Origin of the sequence: Thiomicrorhabdus sp. zzn3, from assembly GCF_029767755.1 — a bacterium.
Lineage (GTDB): Bacteria > Pseudomonadota > Gammaproteobacteria > Thiomicrospirales > Thiomicrospiraceae > Thiomicrorhabdus.
This window is the reverse complement of record NZ_JARUQS010000001.1, coordinates 1129121-1144615: the sequence shown is the minus strand read 5'-3', so window position 1 is coordinate 1144615 and position 15495 is coordinate 1129121. Positions and strand designations below refer to the sequence as shown.

At 48.1% G+C, this 15495-nt stretch carries 18 protein-coding genes; 15 read left to right on the top strand and 3 right to left on the bottom strand.

The genetic code is table 11. From position 1 onward, the window contains the following. The first annotated feature begins 48 nt into the window (after positions 1-48). The 3 genes from QCB44_RS05355 (at position 49) to nfsB (ending at position 3278) form a co-directional block, all read left to right on the top strand. Positions 49-522: a nucleoside deaminase gene (locus QCB44_RS05355; RefSeq protein WP_279408382.1), complete on the top strand. Its 474-nt coding sequence runs from the start codon at positions 49-51 to the stop codon at positions 520-522. Next, positions 509-2434 carry a diguanylate cyclase gene (locus QCB44_RS05350; RefSeq protein ID WP_279409192.1) on the top strand — a complete coding sequence of 642 codons (1926 nt, stop codon included), beginning with the start codon at positions 509-511 and terminating at the stop codon, positions 2432-2434. The genes QCB44_RS05355 and QCB44_RS05350 overlap by 14 nt, the downstream gene beginning before the upstream one ends. Positions 2435-2621: 187 nt before the next feature. Further along, the gene (gene nfsB, locus QCB44_RS05345) at positions 2622-3278 is read left to right on the top strand and encodes an oxygen-insensitive NAD(P)H nitroreductase (RefSeq protein WP_279408380.1); all 657 of its coding nucleotides are present in this window, start codon (positions 2622-2624) and stop codon (positions 3276-3278) included. Positions 3279-3302: 24 nt separating this feature from the next. On the opposite strand, the gene QCB44_RS05340 is transcribed toward nfsB, so the two are convergent. Continuing rightward, on the bottom strand, positions 3303-3911 hold the full coding sequence (locus QCB44_RS05340) for a DUF938 domain-containing protein (RefSeq protein WP_279408379.1): 609 nt from the start codon (positions 3909-3911) through the stop codon (positions 3303-3305). A gap of 98 nt (positions 3912-4009) precedes the next feature. On the opposite strand from QCB44_RS05340, the gene QCB44_RS05335 reads away from it, so the two are divergent. From QCB44_RS05335 to QCB44_RS05320, 4 genes are all read left to right on the top strand, one after another. Further along, entirely contained in the window at positions 4010-4603 is a 594-nt protein-coding gene (locus tag QCB44_RS05335; RefSeq protein WP_279408377.1) for a uracil-DNA glycosylase family protein, read from the top strand. Positions 4604-4677: 74 nt separating this feature from the next. Further along, entirely contained in the window at positions 4678-4965 is a 288-nt protein-coding gene (locus tag QCB44_RS05330) for a hypothetical protein (RefSeq protein ID WP_279408374.1), read from the top strand. A 63-nt stretch (positions 4966-5028) separates the two neighbouring features. Beyond that, on the top strand, positions 5029-6129 hold the full coding sequence (locus QCB44_RS05325) for a PQQ-dependent sugar dehydrogenase (RefSeq protein ID WP_279408371.1): 1101 nt from the start codon (positions 5029-5031) through the stop codon (positions 6127-6129). A 37-nt stretch (positions 6130-6166) separates the two neighbouring features. Next, positions 6167-6616 carry a YaiI/YqxD family protein gene (locus QCB44_RS05320; protein ID WP_279408370.1) on the top strand — a complete coding sequence of 150 codons (450 nt, stop codon included), beginning with the start codon at positions 6167-6169 and terminating at the stop codon, positions 6614-6616. 157 nt (positions 6617-6773) lie between these two features. Here the strand turns inward: QCB44_RS05320 and QCB44_RS05315 are convergent, their stop codons facing one another. After that, a complete protein-coding gene (locus tag QCB44_RS05315; protein WP_279408369.1) occupies positions 6774-7394 on the bottom strand; it encodes an FKBP-type peptidyl-prolyl cis-trans isomerase in 621 nt (206 codons plus the stop codon). A gap of 192 nt (positions 7395-7586) precedes the next feature. Between QCB44_RS05315 and QCB44_RS05310 the strand changes: the two genes are divergently transcribed. From QCB44_RS05310 to QCB44_RS05275, 8 genes are all read left to right on the top strand, one after another. Continuing rightward, on the top strand, positions 7587-8000 hold the full coding sequence (locus QCB44_RS05310; protein ID WP_279408368.1) for a hypothetical protein: 414 nt from the start codon (positions 7587-7589) through the stop codon (positions 7998-8000). A gap of 38 nt (positions 8001-8038) precedes the next feature. Beyond that, positions 8039-8227, top strand: coding sequence for a DUF1737 domain-containing protein (locus QCB44_RS05305; protein ID WP_279408366.1), 189 nt, complete (start codon positions 8039-8041; stop codon positions 8225-8227). A 46-nt stretch (positions 8228-8273) separates the two neighbouring features. Next, entirely contained in the window at positions 8274-8759 is a 486-nt protein-coding gene (locus QCB44_RS05300; RefSeq protein WP_279408365.1) for a hypothetical protein, read from the top strand. Positions 8760-8984: 225 nt separating this feature from the next. Next, complete coding sequence (locus QCB44_RS05295) at positions 8985-10127, top strand: peptidase M42 (RefSeq protein ID WP_279408363.1); 1143 nt, start codon at positions 8985-8987, stop codon at positions 10125-10127. A gap of 177 nt (positions 10128-10304) precedes the next feature. Beyond that, the gene (locus QCB44_RS05290) at positions 10305-11825 is read left to right on the top strand and encodes a diguanylate cyclase (RefSeq protein WP_279408361.1); all 1521 of its coding nucleotides are present in this window, start codon (positions 10305-10307) and stop codon (positions 11823-11825) included. Between the two features lie 7 nt (positions 11826-11832). Further along, positions 11833-12543, top strand: a complete 711-nt coding sequence (locus QCB44_RS05285; protein ID WP_279408359.1) for a DUF4386 domain-containing protein — start codon at positions 11833-11835, stop codon at positions 12541-12543. Between the two features lie 73 nt (positions 12544-12616). Beyond that, a complete protein-coding gene (locus QCB44_RS05280) occupies positions 12617-13264 on the top strand; it encodes a hypothetical protein (RefSeq protein ID WP_279408357.1) in 648 nt (215 codons plus the stop codon). A 41-nt stretch (positions 13265-13305) separates the two neighbouring features. Next, positions 13306-14598: an APC family permease gene (locus tag QCB44_RS05275; RefSeq protein ID WP_279408356.1), complete on the top strand. Its 1293-nt coding sequence runs from the start codon at positions 13306-13308 to the stop codon at positions 14596-14598. 69 nt (positions 14599-14667) lie between these two features. On the opposite strand, the gene QCB44_RS05270 is transcribed toward QCB44_RS05275, so the two are convergent. Beyond that, positions 14668-15456 (bottom strand): TIGR01458 family HAD-type hydrolase, encoded by a 789-nt coding sequence (locus QCB44_RS05270; RefSeq protein ID WP_279408354.1) that lies wholly within the window; start codon positions 15454-15456, stop codon positions 14668-14670. Between the last annotated feature and the right edge of the window lie 39 nt (positions 15457-15495).

Genomic DNA, 15495 nt, shown 5'->3' with positions numbered 1-15495 from the left:
AATGTAGCCCTTATTATAAGAATGTCCTAATGTTATAAGTTATTGATGGTGAGTGGATTAATAAATTTTGCGGCTCTGCTTGAACCCGCATTGGAGCAGGCCCAACTGGGTTTTGAAGAAGGTGGTGTTCCGGTAGGGGCGGCGCTTTTTGGTGCCGAGGGCAACCTGCTGAGCGTGGGCCGAAACCGACGCGTTCAGGAAGAGGATCCCTCCATTCATGGTGAAACGGATGCCTTTCGTAAAGCAGGGCGTCAAAAAACGTATCGCGACAAAATTCTAGTGACGACCCTGGCGCCTTGCTGGTATTGTTCCGGCTTGATTCGTCAGTTCAATATCGGCACCGTTGTGGTTGGAGAGTCGACGAATTTTGCCGGCCATCTAGATTGGTTGCGCGACGCAGGCGTTAAAGTGGTGGAATTGAACGATCCGCGATGCATGCAATTAATGGCCCGTTTTATTGAGCAGCGACCGGATATTTGGAATGAGGACATTGGAGAGTGTGAGTGTGATGCGCCTCATTAAACTGTCGATCTTGTTTGCGGGCTGGTTGCTGGGTGTTTGTGTATATGCCTCTCCGGCGGCGCTCAAACCGGTAAAGCTGCAGTTGAAATGGCAGCATCAATTTCAATTTGCCGGTTATTACGCAGCGCTGGAAAAAGGATTTTACCGGGATGCCGGATTGGATGTCTCCCTCGTTGAGGCGGATGTGGGTACGGATTCGATTCAGGCTGTATTGGCTGGAGAAGCGGAATTCGGGGTCGGCACCAGTGAGTTGATGGTGAATTATTATCATGGCGATCCAGTTGTGGTTCTGGCGGCGATTATGCAGCATTCACCGCTGGCACTGGCGACTTTGAAAGCTTCCGGGATTGCCAATATCCACCAGCTTGCCAGTCAGACACTGATGATCGAACCCAACTCGTCAGAACTGTTTGCTTACCTGAAAAATGAGGGCATTGAACTTGAGCGTTTGAGATTGGTTGAACACAGCCATCATACTCAGGACTTGATCGATGGTAAGGTCGAAGCGATGTCAATCTACACTACCGATGAGACGTTTGATTTTGAAAACCGAGGTGTTGACTATCAGCTCTTTCGTCCGTCGATGAGCGGCATTGATTTTTACGGCGATAACCTGTTTACCACTCAGTCGTTGATAGATCGAGATCCCCAGCTGGTTGACGCTTTTCGACAGGCCTCTCTTAAAGGCTGGAAATATGCCATACGCCATCCGGAAGAGATGATTGATCTGATTGTCTCCAAGTATTCGCAGCGCAAAACTCGCGCGCACTTACGTTATGAAGCAGAAAAGATGTCAGTGTTGATGGAGCCGGATTTCGTTGAGATCGGTTATATCAATCCCGGACGTTGGCAATCTATGGCCCATGCCTACGTTCAATTGGGGCTGCTGCCGGAAACGTTTAAGGTGGACGGCATGCTTTATCAGTTGGATAAGGAGCACGCCTACCAGCAGTTAAAACAACAGTTTTACTGGGCACTGGCCGTTCTGCTGGTGGTGATGCTGATGGCCGCCATTTTTTATCGACTTTATCGTTTGGCCAATCTGCGTAGAAAACAGTTTGAAACCCTGTTTTTAAATGCGCCGATCAGCTTGATGGAAGTCGATCAAAAAGGCGTTATTCATAACTGGAATCGTGAGGCCGAGAATACTTTTTTATACAGTGCTGAAGAAGCGGTGGGGCAGAATGCGCTCGACCTGCTCGTACCTAAACATCGCGCGGGTTCGGTTGACGCCATGATTACCTCTGCCTGGAAGAGCAATCAAACCACTTATTCGGAAAACCTGAATATTCGTAAAGACGGCCATGAACTGCTGTGCAACTGGGCCAATATGCCGATTGAAACCGAAGATAAAAATCACAAACACGTGATCTGTATGGCCAGAGACATTACCGCCGAAAAAGAAATGGAAGAGAAACTCTATCAGGCGGCGCATTACGATGACTTGACCGGTTTGCCAAATCGCGCTTTGGTTCTAAGCTTGTTGAGAGAGGCGCTGGCGGATGCCAAACGTCATCAGAGTCGATTGGCGGTGCTGTTTATTGATTTGAACGAATTTAAACCGATTAACGACAGCTTTGGTCACCAGGTAGGAGACGAAGTGCTGAAACAGAGTGGGCTGCGCATTCGACAGGCACTGAGACGAAACGACCTGGTTGGGCGTTTGTCGGGAGATGAGTTTTTGGCGGTGATCAAGGATTTGAAACATGAGGATCACTTGCAAAGGGTCATTGATAAGATTTACCAAGCGATTCGGCCCGTTATTGTGGTGGATGATTTGAAACTGAACGTTTCCGCAAGTATCGGCTTCAGTGTTTACCCTAAAGATGCACAAGATGTCCAGAAACTGATTCGTATGGCGGATCAGTCCATGTATCAGGTTAAGGCAACGGGTAACCGAACCGTGAATTAGCTTCCCGTTCAGACACCTTGAATAATGAGCAGGCCTGTTTGGTTTATCTTTCCCCTCTCCGCACATGGTGTGAGCTTGGAATGCGGATTTTTATTTTTTGACATGGTTTTACCTCGCGCCTCTTTTCGCAGTGAAACGACTCCATTATCATAGAGAGACACAAAATTGGATTGAGAGGAGAGGACTGATGAATTTAATTGAAGCCGCCAAAAGCCGTTATGCGACCAAAAAATTTGATGCCGGCAAACGCATTCCGGATGAGGTGTTTGAACAGATCAAAGGGTTGCTGCGATTAAGTCCATCCAGTGTGAATTCTCAGCCGTGGCATTTTGTCATTACGGACAGTGAGGAAGGTAAAAAGCGTTTCAGCAAAGCGGCGCAGGGTGTGTACAGTGCCAATGAGCCTAAGATACTCGATGCATCACATGTGATTCTGTTTTGTGCCAAAACCGAGATGGATGATGGTTATATTCAGCAAATCACCGATCAGGAAGATCAGGACGGCCGTTTTCCAACCCCAGAAGCCAAAGAGATGGCCATCAAGGTGCGCACCTTTTATGCCGATCTGCATCGTAAAACGCTCGGCGATACCCAGAGTTGGATGCAGAAACAGGTGTATCTGAATATCGGCACCGTTCTGTTAGGAGCGGGCGTATTGGGTGTTGACGCGGTGCCGATTGAAGGGGTGGATTTACAGGTGTTGAATGAAGAGTTTGATCTTATTAATCGAGGTTATGCCGCCGTGGCCCTGGTGGCGTTGGGTTATCACGATGAGGGTGATTTTAATGCCCGTTTGCCAAAATCCCGATTGCCGGAAGAGACTCTTTTCACCGTCTTAAAATAAACCTACATAGCTTGGTACGGAGAATTATTTTCTCCACACCAGAATTCGATTGTTCTGTGGCATCTCAATGTCGTCAATTAGGCTTAGCCCGGCTTGTTTTGCAAGCTGATTGCACCACTCAAAACCCTTAATGCCGCTTTGCGGATTGCGGCGTTTGAGCCATTCGTCAAAGCGCGCATTACTCTCACTGGTAAAACCTCCATGGTAGTTAAACGGACCGTAAATTATTACCAGTGCGTTGGGATTCAGCACCTGGCCGATATGGGCAAAGAAATCTTCAACATTCTCTTTGGCCATAATATGAAAACTATTGGCACTGAAGACGGCATCGTAGGTGCTCGACGGCCATTCATCTTCAGATACATTCAAACATAGCGGCGGCAGGATATTGTTGAGCTGTGCACCGGCAATCCATTGCTTGATGCCGTCATGCGACTCGATCAGATCGGAAGTCTGCCAAATCAGGTGCGGCATCTGTTCGGCAAAAAAGACGGCGTGCTGTCCGGTACCGCTGGCGACTTCCAATACCGTTTGTCGATCGGTTAAAAAGCCCTGAATAGCTTGCAAAATGACCTGTTTGTTCTCTTCGCAGGATTGGGCAAAGGGCTTGTTGAGTGAGGTTTGTAATGACACGTCTGAACTCGTCGTTATCGGATTGATCGAATTGAACTGGATTATAATGCAAACGCACGGGATTCGGGGTTTATCCTCGCTGCCGTTTAGGTTTTTTTATGGTTTCTGATTCGACTCTGCTGAATAACATCCGCCATTGCGAAATCTGTAAAGCGGCTCTGCCGTATCCGCCGAAGCCGGTGTTGCAGTTTGATCCGCAAGCTAAGATTTTAATTGCCGGGCAGACGCCAGGCATCCAAGCGCATGAATCCGGCATGCCGTTTAATGACGCCAGTGGCGATCGGCTGCGCGCCTGGCTCGGTCTCTCTCGTGATATGTTTTACGATGCCAGCGCCATTGCGATTCTACCGATGGGGTTTTGTTATCCTGGAAAAGGGGCCAATGGCGACCTTCCGCCCAGAGCGGAGTGCGCCATTGCCTGGCGTGAAGCTCTCTTGGAACAGCTGACTCAGCTTGAATTGACGTTGGTGATTGGCCGTTACGCCCATGATTACCATTTTGGAAAAGACGGCTTGTCTTTGACCGAACGCGTGAAAAACTGGCAGGCCTACTGGCCCCAACAAGTGCCGCTGCCGCATCCGAGTCCGAGAAATGTTCGCTGGTTTATCAACAACCCCTGGTTTGAAGAGAATATGCTTCCAGCTCTGCAAAAGCGAGTTGCCGAACTGGTTTTTGATCAGGATTGTTCATGATTAGCTCGTCTTTTTTGATTTATGAGGAACAAGATAGGTACCATAAATGAATCCTAAACAGAGGATGGAATCAGATGATAAGTGGTTTAGAGAAACACAAAAGAGCTCGTGGTAATCAGTGGGCGCGCAGGTTTGCGGCGATGGGTGTGATGTTGCCATTGGTTTGTCTGATCATGGAGTTTGAACCAGTCGTCCTGCTCAGAATGTGTGAAGTTGGTTGGTTGTCAGGTTTTCTGCTGCTAGCGACGGAAGGGGAGTTTAATGTGGCGATCCTTCTGGTTTCGATTGCCCTTAATGCCGGAATGTGGGGTTGTGTTGGCTGGCTAATTGGCTATCTTGCTTGCCGGAACCCTTCATCCTAGAGGGTTTGGTTATCTCTTTAATTCAGATTAGAATGGGTGAAACTCTGAAGAGAGGAGTATTCCATGCGCCTGTGCCAATCGTTTGTTTTGTTTTTCGTTTTGTTCTCTCAAGCCGTTGTGGCAAATGATAAGTCTATCCAGATTGAAAAAATGGCCAGCAATTTGGGCGTGGTTTGGGGAATGGATTTTGTGGATTCCGACCGAATCATTTTTACCCAACGGGGAGGGAAGGCAGGCCTGTTGGATGTGTCAGATCACCGTGTGATCTGGTTATCCGGTGTGGCGGAGGTGCATGCGCAAAATCAAGGTGGGTTGCTGGATGTGGCGGTTCCTCCGGATTATGCGGAAACAGGCTGGCTTTATTTTACCTACAGTAAGCCGGAATTGATTCAGGCGAGAACCACGTTGGCGCGGGCTAAATTGAAAAATAACGCTTTGACGGATTGGCAGGATCTGTTGGTCAGCGATTCGGCCAGTTTACGCAATATTCATTTTGGCAGTCGCATCGCCTTTGACGGCAAGGGGCATGTGTTTTTCTCGATTGGCGATCGCGGGGTGAGATCCAACGCGCAGGACTTAACCAATCATGCCGGCAGTATTCTTCGTCTGAATATGGACGGCAGTGTGCCCAGGGATAATCCGTTTGTAGATCATGCACAAGCGTTGGATGAAATTTGGAGCTACGGCCATCGTAATCCGCAAGGTCTGTTTTACGATATGAAAACGGATCGACTTTGGGAGGTTGAGCATGGACCGAGAGGTGGGGATGAGATCAACTTGATTGAGAAAGGGCGCAACTATGGCTGGCCGGTGGTGTCCCAAGGTCTGGAATATTTTTCGGATTTTGCGGTAGGGGTAAAGCATAAGGCGGGGATGCAAGAACCGATTAAGGTGTATATACCGTCCATTGCCCCGAGTGATTTACAGGTCTATGACGGTGAGGAGTTTAAATCCTGGCAAGGTGACCTGTTAACCGGTGCCCTGAAACTGCAGCACCTGAACCACATTGTTTTAAATGCCCAACAGCGGCCGGTGAAAGAAAATCGCTATTTGCAACCCCTCAATCAGCGCCTGCGCAGTCTGGCGATCGATAAAGAGGGACGAATTTATATCGGGACCGATTCTGGCAATATTTATCGTTTGACCCATTCTAATAAGCATTAAAATAGCCGCATCGAACTTGTTTAAAAGATAGCATGCAATGAAGAAAATTTGGGTGGATGCGGACGCCTGTCCGGTGGTGATTAAAGAAATCTTGTTTAAAGCGGCCCAACGTACGCAAACCCCATTGACCTTAGTGGCCAATCACGCCATACGCGTACCGCCGTCAAAGCTGATTCAGTTTCGCCAGGTAGAAGGCGGTTTTGACGTCGCGGATAATTGGATTGTGCAGCAATGCGAAGCCAATGATCTGGTGATTACTGCAGATATTCCACTGGCGTCGGAAGTTATTGCCAAAGGCGCTTTGGCCCTCAATCCGCGCGGCGAGTTGTATACCGAAAGCAATATCCGCGCACGCCTTAATATGCGTGATTTTATGGAAAGCTTGCGTTCCAGCGGAGTTCAAACCGGTGGGCCGGATGCGTTAAGCCAAAGAGACCGCCAGGCTTTTGCCAATCAGTTAGACCGCTGGTTAGTGCAAAATCGATAAGGTTCTCAATAGATTACAAGTCTCTGACCGGTCAACCGCTTGCGGTTAGATTGGTCAGCTCAGTGGTGATTAATGGAATTAGAGAAAGCCGGACAAGGGCTAAAAGTTTAGTGCTTCTAGAATGCAACGCAGAGCCTTTAGGCCCCGCTTGTATTTTTTAGGACACGATGTCCAATAGTTCTACATCAAAGATCAATGCAGAGTAGGGGGCGATTTTCCCACCGGAGCCTTGTGGGCCGTAGGCCAGATTATGCGGAATGTACAGACGCCATTTTGAGCCGGTCGGCATCATTTGCAGCGCTTCGGTCCAGCCGGCGATTACGCGGTTAACCGGGAATTGTGCTGGCTGACCACGCTCAACCGAGCTGTCAAATACAGTGCCGTCAATTAAGGTTCCGTGGTAGTGGGTAGAAACCACCGATTCGGCAGTCGGTTTTTCGCCGGTTCCGGCTTCTAGAATTTCGTACTGCAATCCTGAATCGGTAACCATGACACCGTCCTTCTTGGCATTTTCAGCCAGGAAAGCTTCACCTTCGGCCGCCGCCTTTTGCGCTTTTTCTGCTTCTTTGGCTTGCATGATTTCATTGATTTCCTGAAACGCTTTTTGAAAATCGTCTTGGCTGATCGGGCTAGGAGTGCCTGATAGAGAGTCAATGACACCGGCAGCGATGGCCTTGGCATCAATACCGTCAAACGGATCGGCGGCAAACTGATCACCCATTTGGCGGCCCAGGCTATAGCTTACAATTTCAGCCGAGGTGGTATATTTTTGTGACATTTCTGTCGTCCTTTAAGTCGAGAGTAAAAAGCGGGATTTTAACATATATGGCGTTTGGTTTTTGCGGCCGCGATGGGTTTTATGTAAATCGACGTCCAGCCGTTTCGATTATTTTATTGCGCTATGGCGGGCTAATCGTCTATGGTTGTAGAAATTGACATAATTGTGCCTTAATCCATTGATAATGATGTTATGAAACCGGTCATTCAGGAACAAAAAACAGGTTGCGCCATCGCCTCTGCCGCCGCTGTGGCAGGAATCAGTTATCAGCACGCTAAATCGGTAGCCAATGGATTAGGCATCTATGCAGAAGACGATGCTTTGTGGTCTGAAACGGATCATATGTTAAGGCTGCTTGGACGGCTTGGAGTCAGTGTAGAGGCGCAAACCACCCCCTTTTCGTCCTGGGAGGCCCTGCCCGATTGTGCTCTGCTTGCCATTAAATGGCATTTGGACAATAGCAAGCCCTATTGGCATTGGGTCGTGTTTGTTCGTGATGGTGATGGCAGCTATGTACTTGATTCGAAAAAGAGTTTGAAAAATCATGTCAGAACCGATTTTGGGCGTATGCAGCCCAAATGGTTTATCAAAGTAAACCTGGATTGAATAACATAATAACGGTTTTCAAAATTGAAGGATATTTAATGATGCAGCAAACTGTGGGATACAAATTGATCACCGGGCCGGATGACGCTTCCTTTTGTGAAAGAGTCACCCAGTTGCTTAATGAAGGTTATGAGCTCTACGGTTCACCGGCATTGACCTTTAATGGTGAACAAGTGATTGCAGCGCAAGCGGTGATTTTAAAATCAAAAGAGCATGAGGACTCTTAGATACATCTTTGAGTAATAACAGAAATTATTTGCACTTCGGTCTGTTATGGATACGCTGAGCCATACCCTGTGGGGCGCCGCTCTTTTCGGAAAACGTGGCCGCTTTATGTTAGCCATGCTTTTCGGTGCCTTACCGGATCTGGTTTCTTTTGGTTTATGGCTGCCCGCCCATTTACTGACCAATGGGTTTCAATTTGGCAAACCTGGTCTTGCACTGATTCCTGATTGGGTTGTTGTTCAATATAACCTGTTTCATAGTCTTCTGATCGCGTTTGCCGTGATCGGTCTCGTGGCTTTATGGCGAAAAGACGTGGCCTTTGCGATGCTGGCCTGGCCGTTTCATATCCTGTTGGATATTCCGTTCCATACAGCCGATTTTTTCCCTACGCAGTTTTTATGGCCGGTTTCAACGTCATTTTATGACGGCGTTGCATGGAGTCATCCTTGGGTATGGTATTCCAACATTGCAGGATTGATAGTGCTTTTCTTGTGGCGCTGGCGACATGGAGATTTTAAAAAACGCCCAGGTTAATTTGACCTTCCGAAAATCATATTCATCGATGCTAGATGGTCGGTGAGTTAAGTAAGTAGTCGTTTGATCTTATTAAAGAAAACAAGATCGTTTTGTGCGGCGTATAATGACAAAAATTTGAATTCAAATTAAAGGCAGATAAACAACTTATAAATTGAATTCAAATCGTTCCATGGGTGCGCGTTTGAGTACCTCTGTTTTATTGCCTTGTTTGTGAGAACCGTCATGCCTGTTACGATGCAGCCTGCTGAAATTGCTGTTGAACTCCCTGATCCAGTTGAAGCCGAAGTAGAAACCGATGAGAATCAGTTTGACGAGTTTCTGGATCTATTAAAAGCGCTGATTCGCCAACCGAGCGTGGTAGGAGCGGAGCACGCCTTTTTCCGAGTGTTGCAGCGCGAACTGGAAGAGCGCGGCGCCAAGGTGACTTGGTATGAAGGTTTGTTGGTGGCACAGGGGAATAATCCGGACAGTTGCCACTTTTCCAGCCATATTGACCGTCACGGTTTGATCTGTACCGGGCCTAACGAGTTTCAGTTTGCTGCTTTTGTCTCTGGCAAACGTACCGATCTGTTGGGTACGGATGTGGATCAAGAAATTAAATTGACGTTGATGAACCGGTTTGAAAACACGCCGGTACTGGCTTATGAACCTTGGTCAGGGGCTTATCGCGGCAAAGGCCTGATCGATAACGCTTATATTTGCGAGTATCGCAATAACCTGATTTTTGAGGTGGAAGGGTTGGAGCATTTGGTGGCCGGTACGCCGGTCGGGTTCAGCGACAAACTGAAAGTGGAAGAGGGGCTGCTTTCCGGGCAGCTGGATAATGTCCTCACTGCGGCCATGCTGGTGCATCTGTTTAGTCTAGGCTATCAGGGCACGGCGTTTTTTACTGCGGAAGAGGAGTGTGGCGGCAGTTGGCGTTATCTGCTCGAGTGGTATCGCCGTTTCGGTAAATCCACCAACCAGCTTTATGTACTGGATACGAGTCCATACCGTAACCGGGAAGAGGCTGACAAGCAGTTAGTGACCCTGCGCAACCGCGACGAGCATGCGGAATTTCATGTCGAAACCACACAGAATCTCGCACGACTGTGTCAACAGCTGGATATTTCATTTGGTTTCAAAGATCATTACATCGAACAGTTAAATCAGCAACGTGTCGGATCCGGACAGTCGCGTCAACCACTGGGTCGCACCGAACTTGGCCGTATCTGTGCCAATGCCAATGGATTGGTGCACGGTACCACTTTGCAGATTCCGACGACGGGTTACCACACTATGAATGAAACGGCGTCGATTGCGGCGTCTCGGGCTTTTTTGACTTTATTGCGTCACATTGAAATCAATGCACTTAACGGGCCATAACCGATCGGTTTTTACCTCACTGGAAAGGGGGTCTTACGGTTAACCATGGTAACGGTTTTGGTTGACAGCCAGCGTTAAGCTTTTTTTCTAGGCTTAACCGTCGTATGATTGCAAGAAGTTGATCTTTCTTTAGTTTCAGCAAATAGTGAGTTGAAACAATTTGAGGGTGGGCAGTGCATGTCAAAATCTGCTGAGAAACATAACCGAATAGATATTCCGTCGATAGGTTCAATCTTTGCCTTAATTGTGTTTCTCTGTGCCGCTGGTTTCGGTACCAATCTCTACTTCAGTGTCCAAAACAAGCAAACCTTGTATCAATCCAAACTGAACATGGTTAAAGCACGGGTTCAGGCGACGTTTCAAGATTCTCTTGAACTGTTAAACCGTGAATTCAGTTTTTTAGTCGCTCATTACGGTTCGATGCCGGCCATAACTCAGGCCATTGCTACAAGGGATCGGTTGAAGCTTTATGATTTGGTCGCTTCTGATTATCTGATGCTTAAAAGGCTTGAACCGCATTTGTATGTAATGCATTTTTTTGACCCTGAAAACATCACCATTTTGCGCATGCATAAGCCCCAGAGCTTCGATGATGACCTCACTCAGTTAAGACCGATTGTGGCCTATGTCAACCGCAACAAAAAGCAGGCCAGTGGATTCGAAGGCGGAAAAAACGGCGTTACTTATCGTATTACCACCCCGATGTTTGACCGCAATTCCAAGCACATAGGGGCGCTGGAGTTTGGTATTCGTCCCCAATATTTTGTCGATGCTCTCAGGCAAAAGTTTGATATTAAGTCGCGTATTCTCGTGAAGACCGACAGCCTGAAGAACTTAAGTTATGAAACACATTTTGAGAAGATCAGCGATTATTCGATTATTTATACCGACGACTTATTTAAACAGATCAAGCTGGGGGTGCATCAAGATGATGAATTTGTCGACTATGACGACCGTACCTATCTGATTATTTCAGACGTTTATCTCAAGACGTACGATGGTAGGGAGTTGGTGCGTTTTCAGATTCTGGAAGATGTGACTGAGTTCAGTGAAAAGCACCGTTATGAATTGCAATTCCATGTGATGATGAATGTCGCTCTGTTTTCAATTTTCTTTACCATTCTCTACGTGATTTTCAACCGTTATCACCGGAAATTAATTACTGCTGTTCAGGCTCTCAAGGTATCAAAAAAAGTGCAGAAGGAGATTACGCATAGCAGTTATCGGGATGAGTTGACGCATGCGTACAACCGTCGTTATTTCAATAAAATTATGACGCAGCTTACCGAAAAAGGCAGCGAGCAGGCAGAACATTACAATTCCGTGATTTTTTTCGATTTGGACTATTTTAAAAAGATTAATGATGATTACGGCCATTTGGTGGGGGATGAAATTCTTAAAAGTCTGTCCGCTTTTGTGAGAAGCCGTGTGCGTGATGATGACCTCTTATTCCGTTGGGGAGGGGAAGAGTTTTGTTTGCTGTTGCAAAACACCTCATTAAATGAAGCGATTGAAAAAGCCGAAGAGCTTAGAGTTAAAGTCGCTGAACACACATGGACGAATAGAATAGAGCTAACCATCAGCATCGGGGTAACTGAAATTCGCCCAGATGACAGTCTGGTTTCATTACAGAACCGTTTAGACGCACTGCTATATAAGGCGAAAGCGTCCGGAAGAAACCGTTACATTTCGGAGTGAGCCTTTGATGGAGACAAAAGCCGAGATGAATCCTTATCTGCAGTACGCCCGGTTAGCCGGTATTCTCTATTTGATTATCATCGTCTGCGGTATTGGCAGCGAAGTGTTTATTCGCTCCAATTTGATTGTGGCTGGGGATGCCGCGGCGACCACAACGAACATCCTAGGGTCGCAAGGTTTATTCCGATTAGGCTTTGCCGCCGATGCAATTATGCTGTTGAGTGATGTGGCGATTGCCGTGCTGTTTTATCTGATGTTCAAACCGGTCAATCAAACACTATCGCTAATGGCCGCCGCGTTTCGCCTTATGCAGGCCGCCATTATCGGGGTTAATCTATTGAGCTATTATGCAGCGATGTTGCTGTTGAACGGCGCAGGCTATGGCATGAATGCCGAAGGCGGGTTGGGGGATAGTCAAGTTCAGAACCTGTTGTTGATGACTCTGGATGTGCATGGTCACGGCTATGACTTGGGGTTGATCTTCTTTGGTGTTTCCAGTTTGATCCTTGGATATTTGATGATTAAATCCAGTTATTTTCCTAAGTTATTGGGTTATGGCTTGATTGCCGCAGCGGCGGTGTATTTGCTCGGCAGTTTCAGCCGGTTTCTCTTTGCCGAAGCCCTGGGAGTGATTGAACCGCTTTATGGGATTCCTTTGATGACCGAGCTCGCTTTGTGTTTATGGTTGTTGATCAAGGGTAGCCGTCTTGCACACTGAACAGGCCTGTTTAAATTTCTGCTGCTGCAAGAAAGCCATCTCTCAAGGGCTGAACCCACGGGGATGCGCTTAAGTGGAATGGATTGATATTCCAACCGAACAAACCACCGCCGTTACCGATGCTTTGCTGGCGATGGCGGCGGCGTTCAGTGCGCTCTACCTCAAACGGATCAGCCAGGCAGAGCCTTTTAAAATTAAGCTTTGGTTCTGGGTATTTTCACTGCTCGCTGCCGCCAGTCTACTAGGAACAAGTGCTCATGGTTTTAAATTAACCGAAGCGCAGCAAACATTGATCTGGTCTCTACTCTATCTGGCACTGGATGGCGTGATCGCGCTGTTTATGCTGGCTGTGGCTTATGAGATTTGGGGGGAGCGCATGGCACGGCGGTTTATTCCTCTTGCTGTGGGGTTGGCTATAATGGTTTTTCTTGTGCATCTGCTCAGGTCTGAATTCATTGTGTTTATTATCTATGAAGCCGTAGGGATGGTGTTGGCGCTATTTGGCTATATTTGGCTGGCGTTATCGAAAAGGCGTTCTGGTGCTTGGTATATGGTTGCAGGAGTATCTGTCTCTCTGTTAGCCGCGATGGTTCAAGCGGGTAAAGAGTTTACATTCAGTTTTATCTGGCCATTTGACCACAATGGTGTTTACCATGTGATGCAAATGGTTGGGGTTGCGCTTTTATGGCTCGGTTTAAGAAAAAGTCTCTTGCTGCGATAAGCGCCCCTTTGCTAATACGATAAACGCTATGGGTTAAGGTCATGCATGTCACGCAAAAACCAATCGGATTTTGGTCGGCCGTTTCGATGGGAGTCGGCGCTATGGTCGGCGCCGGCATTTTTGCACTACTCGGGGAGGCCAGTGCCATTGCTGGCAGCGCGGTATACCTCTCATTTATCATTGGTGGGCTGATTGCGTTGTCGAGCGCGTATTCACTGGGTAAACTCGGCGCGGCGTTTCCATCTTCGGGAGGCATGATTGAGTATTTGACTCAAGCCTACGGCGTGGGCTATTTCTCCGGCACCATGAGCGTGATGCTCTATTTTGCCGCCGTGGTGTCCTTAAGCCTGATTGCCGAGGCTTTTGCCAATTACACCATCACTTTTCTACCACAACACGCGTCGCCGATTTGGCACCCGGTTTTAACGTCTGCCATTGTCATTCTCTTTGTGCTCATCAACTTAAAAGGGGCCAAGGATGTGGCGTTCTGGGAGCGGCTGACGGTGGCCCTGAAGCTGCTGGTGTTATGCGTGTTGGCGATTGCCGGGATCATGGTGTTACAGCCAGAACTGCTGTCACCCAAACATTATCCTCCGACCAGTTACATTTTTTTCAGTTTGGCGGTGACCTTTTTTGCCTTCGAAGGCTTTAGGGTAATTACCAATACCGCTGAAGACATGCCTGATCCGGCCAAAACCTTGCCCAGAGCAATGATGACGGCGGTGTTGTTGGTTATGCTGCTGTATGTCGGGATTGCGTTTGCGGTATTTGGCAATTTGCCGGTGCAATCGGTGATTGAGGCCAAGGATTTTGCTTTGGCTCAGGCCGCGTTACCGGTATTTGGTTCGATTGGTTTTACCGTGGTGACGGTGATTGCGATGATTGCCACGGCATCGGCGATTAACGCCAACCTCTACGCGGTGACGAATGTGACCTATCAGTTGGCCAAGGAGGGCGAACTGCCGCAGGCGTTCGGCGTGCCGATTGCGCACAGCCGGGAAGGCTTGGTCATCAGCGGGGTGCTGGTCATAGTGATGTCGTTGCTGTTCGATTTAAACGAGATTGCCGCCATCGGTTCGATCTCAGTGCTGTTTGTACACGCTATTACCCATATCGGCCATTTGAAAATCATTAAGCAAACCGGAGCTTCCAGGTTATGGGTGGGGATGGCGATTGGGTTGTCGTCGCTGGCGATTGGGTTGGCGGTGAGCTATGTTTTCCAGCAGTCGAACCATGTGATATGGATTCTATTGGCGTTTTTAATGACGGCGTTTGTCAGCGAATTTTTGCTGCAGAAAATTCATAAACGCGAAGTGAAACCGCGTATGCTCTAAAAGCAAGTTAATGAGATTGTCTTGGATTCGGTAGAAACCGGGCAGGCCGGTTAAAAGCAGCAGATAGAATTAGGGCTTCAGCAGCTTGGGAAGCCCTTGAATAGAATCGATTAAATAGGCTGATTTCGGTAACTGTTCGAGATCACGTTCTTTGAACTTGCCGGTTTTGACCAGGGCCGCCTGAAGTCCCGCATCCATCGCACCTTGAACATCGCTTTGCACGTCATCCCCGATCATCAGGCATTCATTCACGCTGAATCCAGTGGAGAGCACCGCTTCAGAGAAAAAGTGGGCATCCGGCTTGCCCATGATTGTCGCCGTTTTACCGCTGGCCCACTCCAAGGCGTGGATAAAGACACCGGCATCCAGCTGTAAACCATCGTGGCTCATAAAGTATTTATTCTTGCCGATGCCGATCAAGGGCATGCCTTGCTCTAATAACTGGAAAGCGTGATTGAGATTGGCGTAATTGAGGTCGTCTTGTGCATCGCCGAGGAGAACGCAATTGGGCTTATCACTGCACAGGTCGGCAAACTCCGCTAGAAGGTTGGGGTGCAACAGACAAAAGGGGTGGAGCTGGTGCGTTTGCAGATAATGTTTGGCAGCCATAGGCGCGGTAAACAGTTCCGATGCGTCCAGTTCAAATCCCATAGAGTGCAGTTTGTGCAGGATCTGTGTGGACGATTCGGTGGCGGTATTGGTGACGAAACGCACCACATACCCCTGTTGGCGCAACCAGCTCAGGGTTTTCGTCGCTCCGGCAATCGGATTGTCGCCTGCGTACAAAACGCCGCTTAAGTCGAGCAGAACGACTTTGATCTCGGACAATGAGTGAGAATGGGACTGTACAGGGGGCACGATGATTCTCCTGAATAGCAGAGTGAGGCCGACTTCGAT

What these genes read in the sequence shown, in the direction of transcription:
- QCB44_RS05285 (WP_279408359.1), top strand. Translation starts at nt 11,833, where the DNA reads ATGGAGACAAAAGCCGAGATGAATCCTTATCTGCAGTACGCCCGGTTA.
- QCB44_RS05320 (WP_279408370.1), top strand. Translation starts at nt 6,167, where the DNA reads ATGAAGAAAATTTGGGTGGATGCGGACGCCTGTCCGGTGGTGATTAAA.
- QCB44_RS05330 (WP_279408374.1), top strand. Translation starts at nt 4,678, where the DNA reads ATGATAAGTGGTTTAGAGAAACACAAAAGAGCTCGTGGTAATCAGTGG.
- QCB44_RS05295 (WP_279408363.1), top strand. Translation starts at nt 8,985, where the DNA reads ATGCCTGTTACGATGCAGCCTGCTGAAATTGCTGTTGAACTCCCTGAT.
- QCB44_RS05290 (WP_279408361.1), top strand. Translation starts at nt 10,305, where the DNA reads ATGTCAAAATCTGCTGAGAAACATAACCGAATAGATATTCCGTCGATA.
- QCB44_RS05275 (WP_279408356.1), top strand. Translation starts at nt 13,306, where the DNA reads ATGCATGTCACGCAAAAACCAATCGGATTTTGGTCGGCCGTTTCGATG.
- QCB44_RS05300 (WP_279408365.1), top strand. Translation starts at nt 8,274, where the DNA reads ATGGATACGCTGAGCCATACCCTGTGGGGCGCCGCTCTTTTCGGAAAA.
- QCB44_RS05350 (WP_279409192.1), top strand. Translation starts at nt 509, where the DNA reads ATGCGCCTCATTAAACTGTCGATCTTGTTTGCGGGCTGGTTGCTGGGT.
- QCB44_RS05335 (WP_279408377.1), top strand. Translation starts at nt 4,010, where the DNA reads ATGGTTTCTGATTCGACTCTGCTGAATAACATCCGCCATTGCGAAATC.
- QCB44_RS05310 (WP_279408368.1), top strand. Translation starts at nt 7,587, where the DNA reads ATGAAACCGGTCATTCAGGAACAAAAAACAGGTTGCGCCATCGCCTCT.
- nfsB (WP_279408380.1), top strand. Translation starts at nt 2,622, where the DNA reads ATGAATTTAATTGAAGCCGCCAAAAGCCGTTATGCGACCAAAAAATTT.
- QCB44_RS05305 (WP_279408366.1), top strand. Translation starts at nt 8,039, where the DNA reads ATGATGCAGCAAACTGTGGGATACAAATTGATCACCGGGCCGGATGAC.
- QCB44_RS05315 (WP_279408369.1), bottom strand. Translation starts at nt 7,394, where the DNA reads ATGTCACAAAAATATACCACCTCGGCTGAAATTGTAAGCTATAGCCTG.
- QCB44_RS05325 (WP_279408371.1), top strand. Translation starts at nt 5,029, where the DNA reads ATGCGCCTGTGCCAATCGTTTGTTTTGTTTTTCGTTTTGTTCTCTCAA.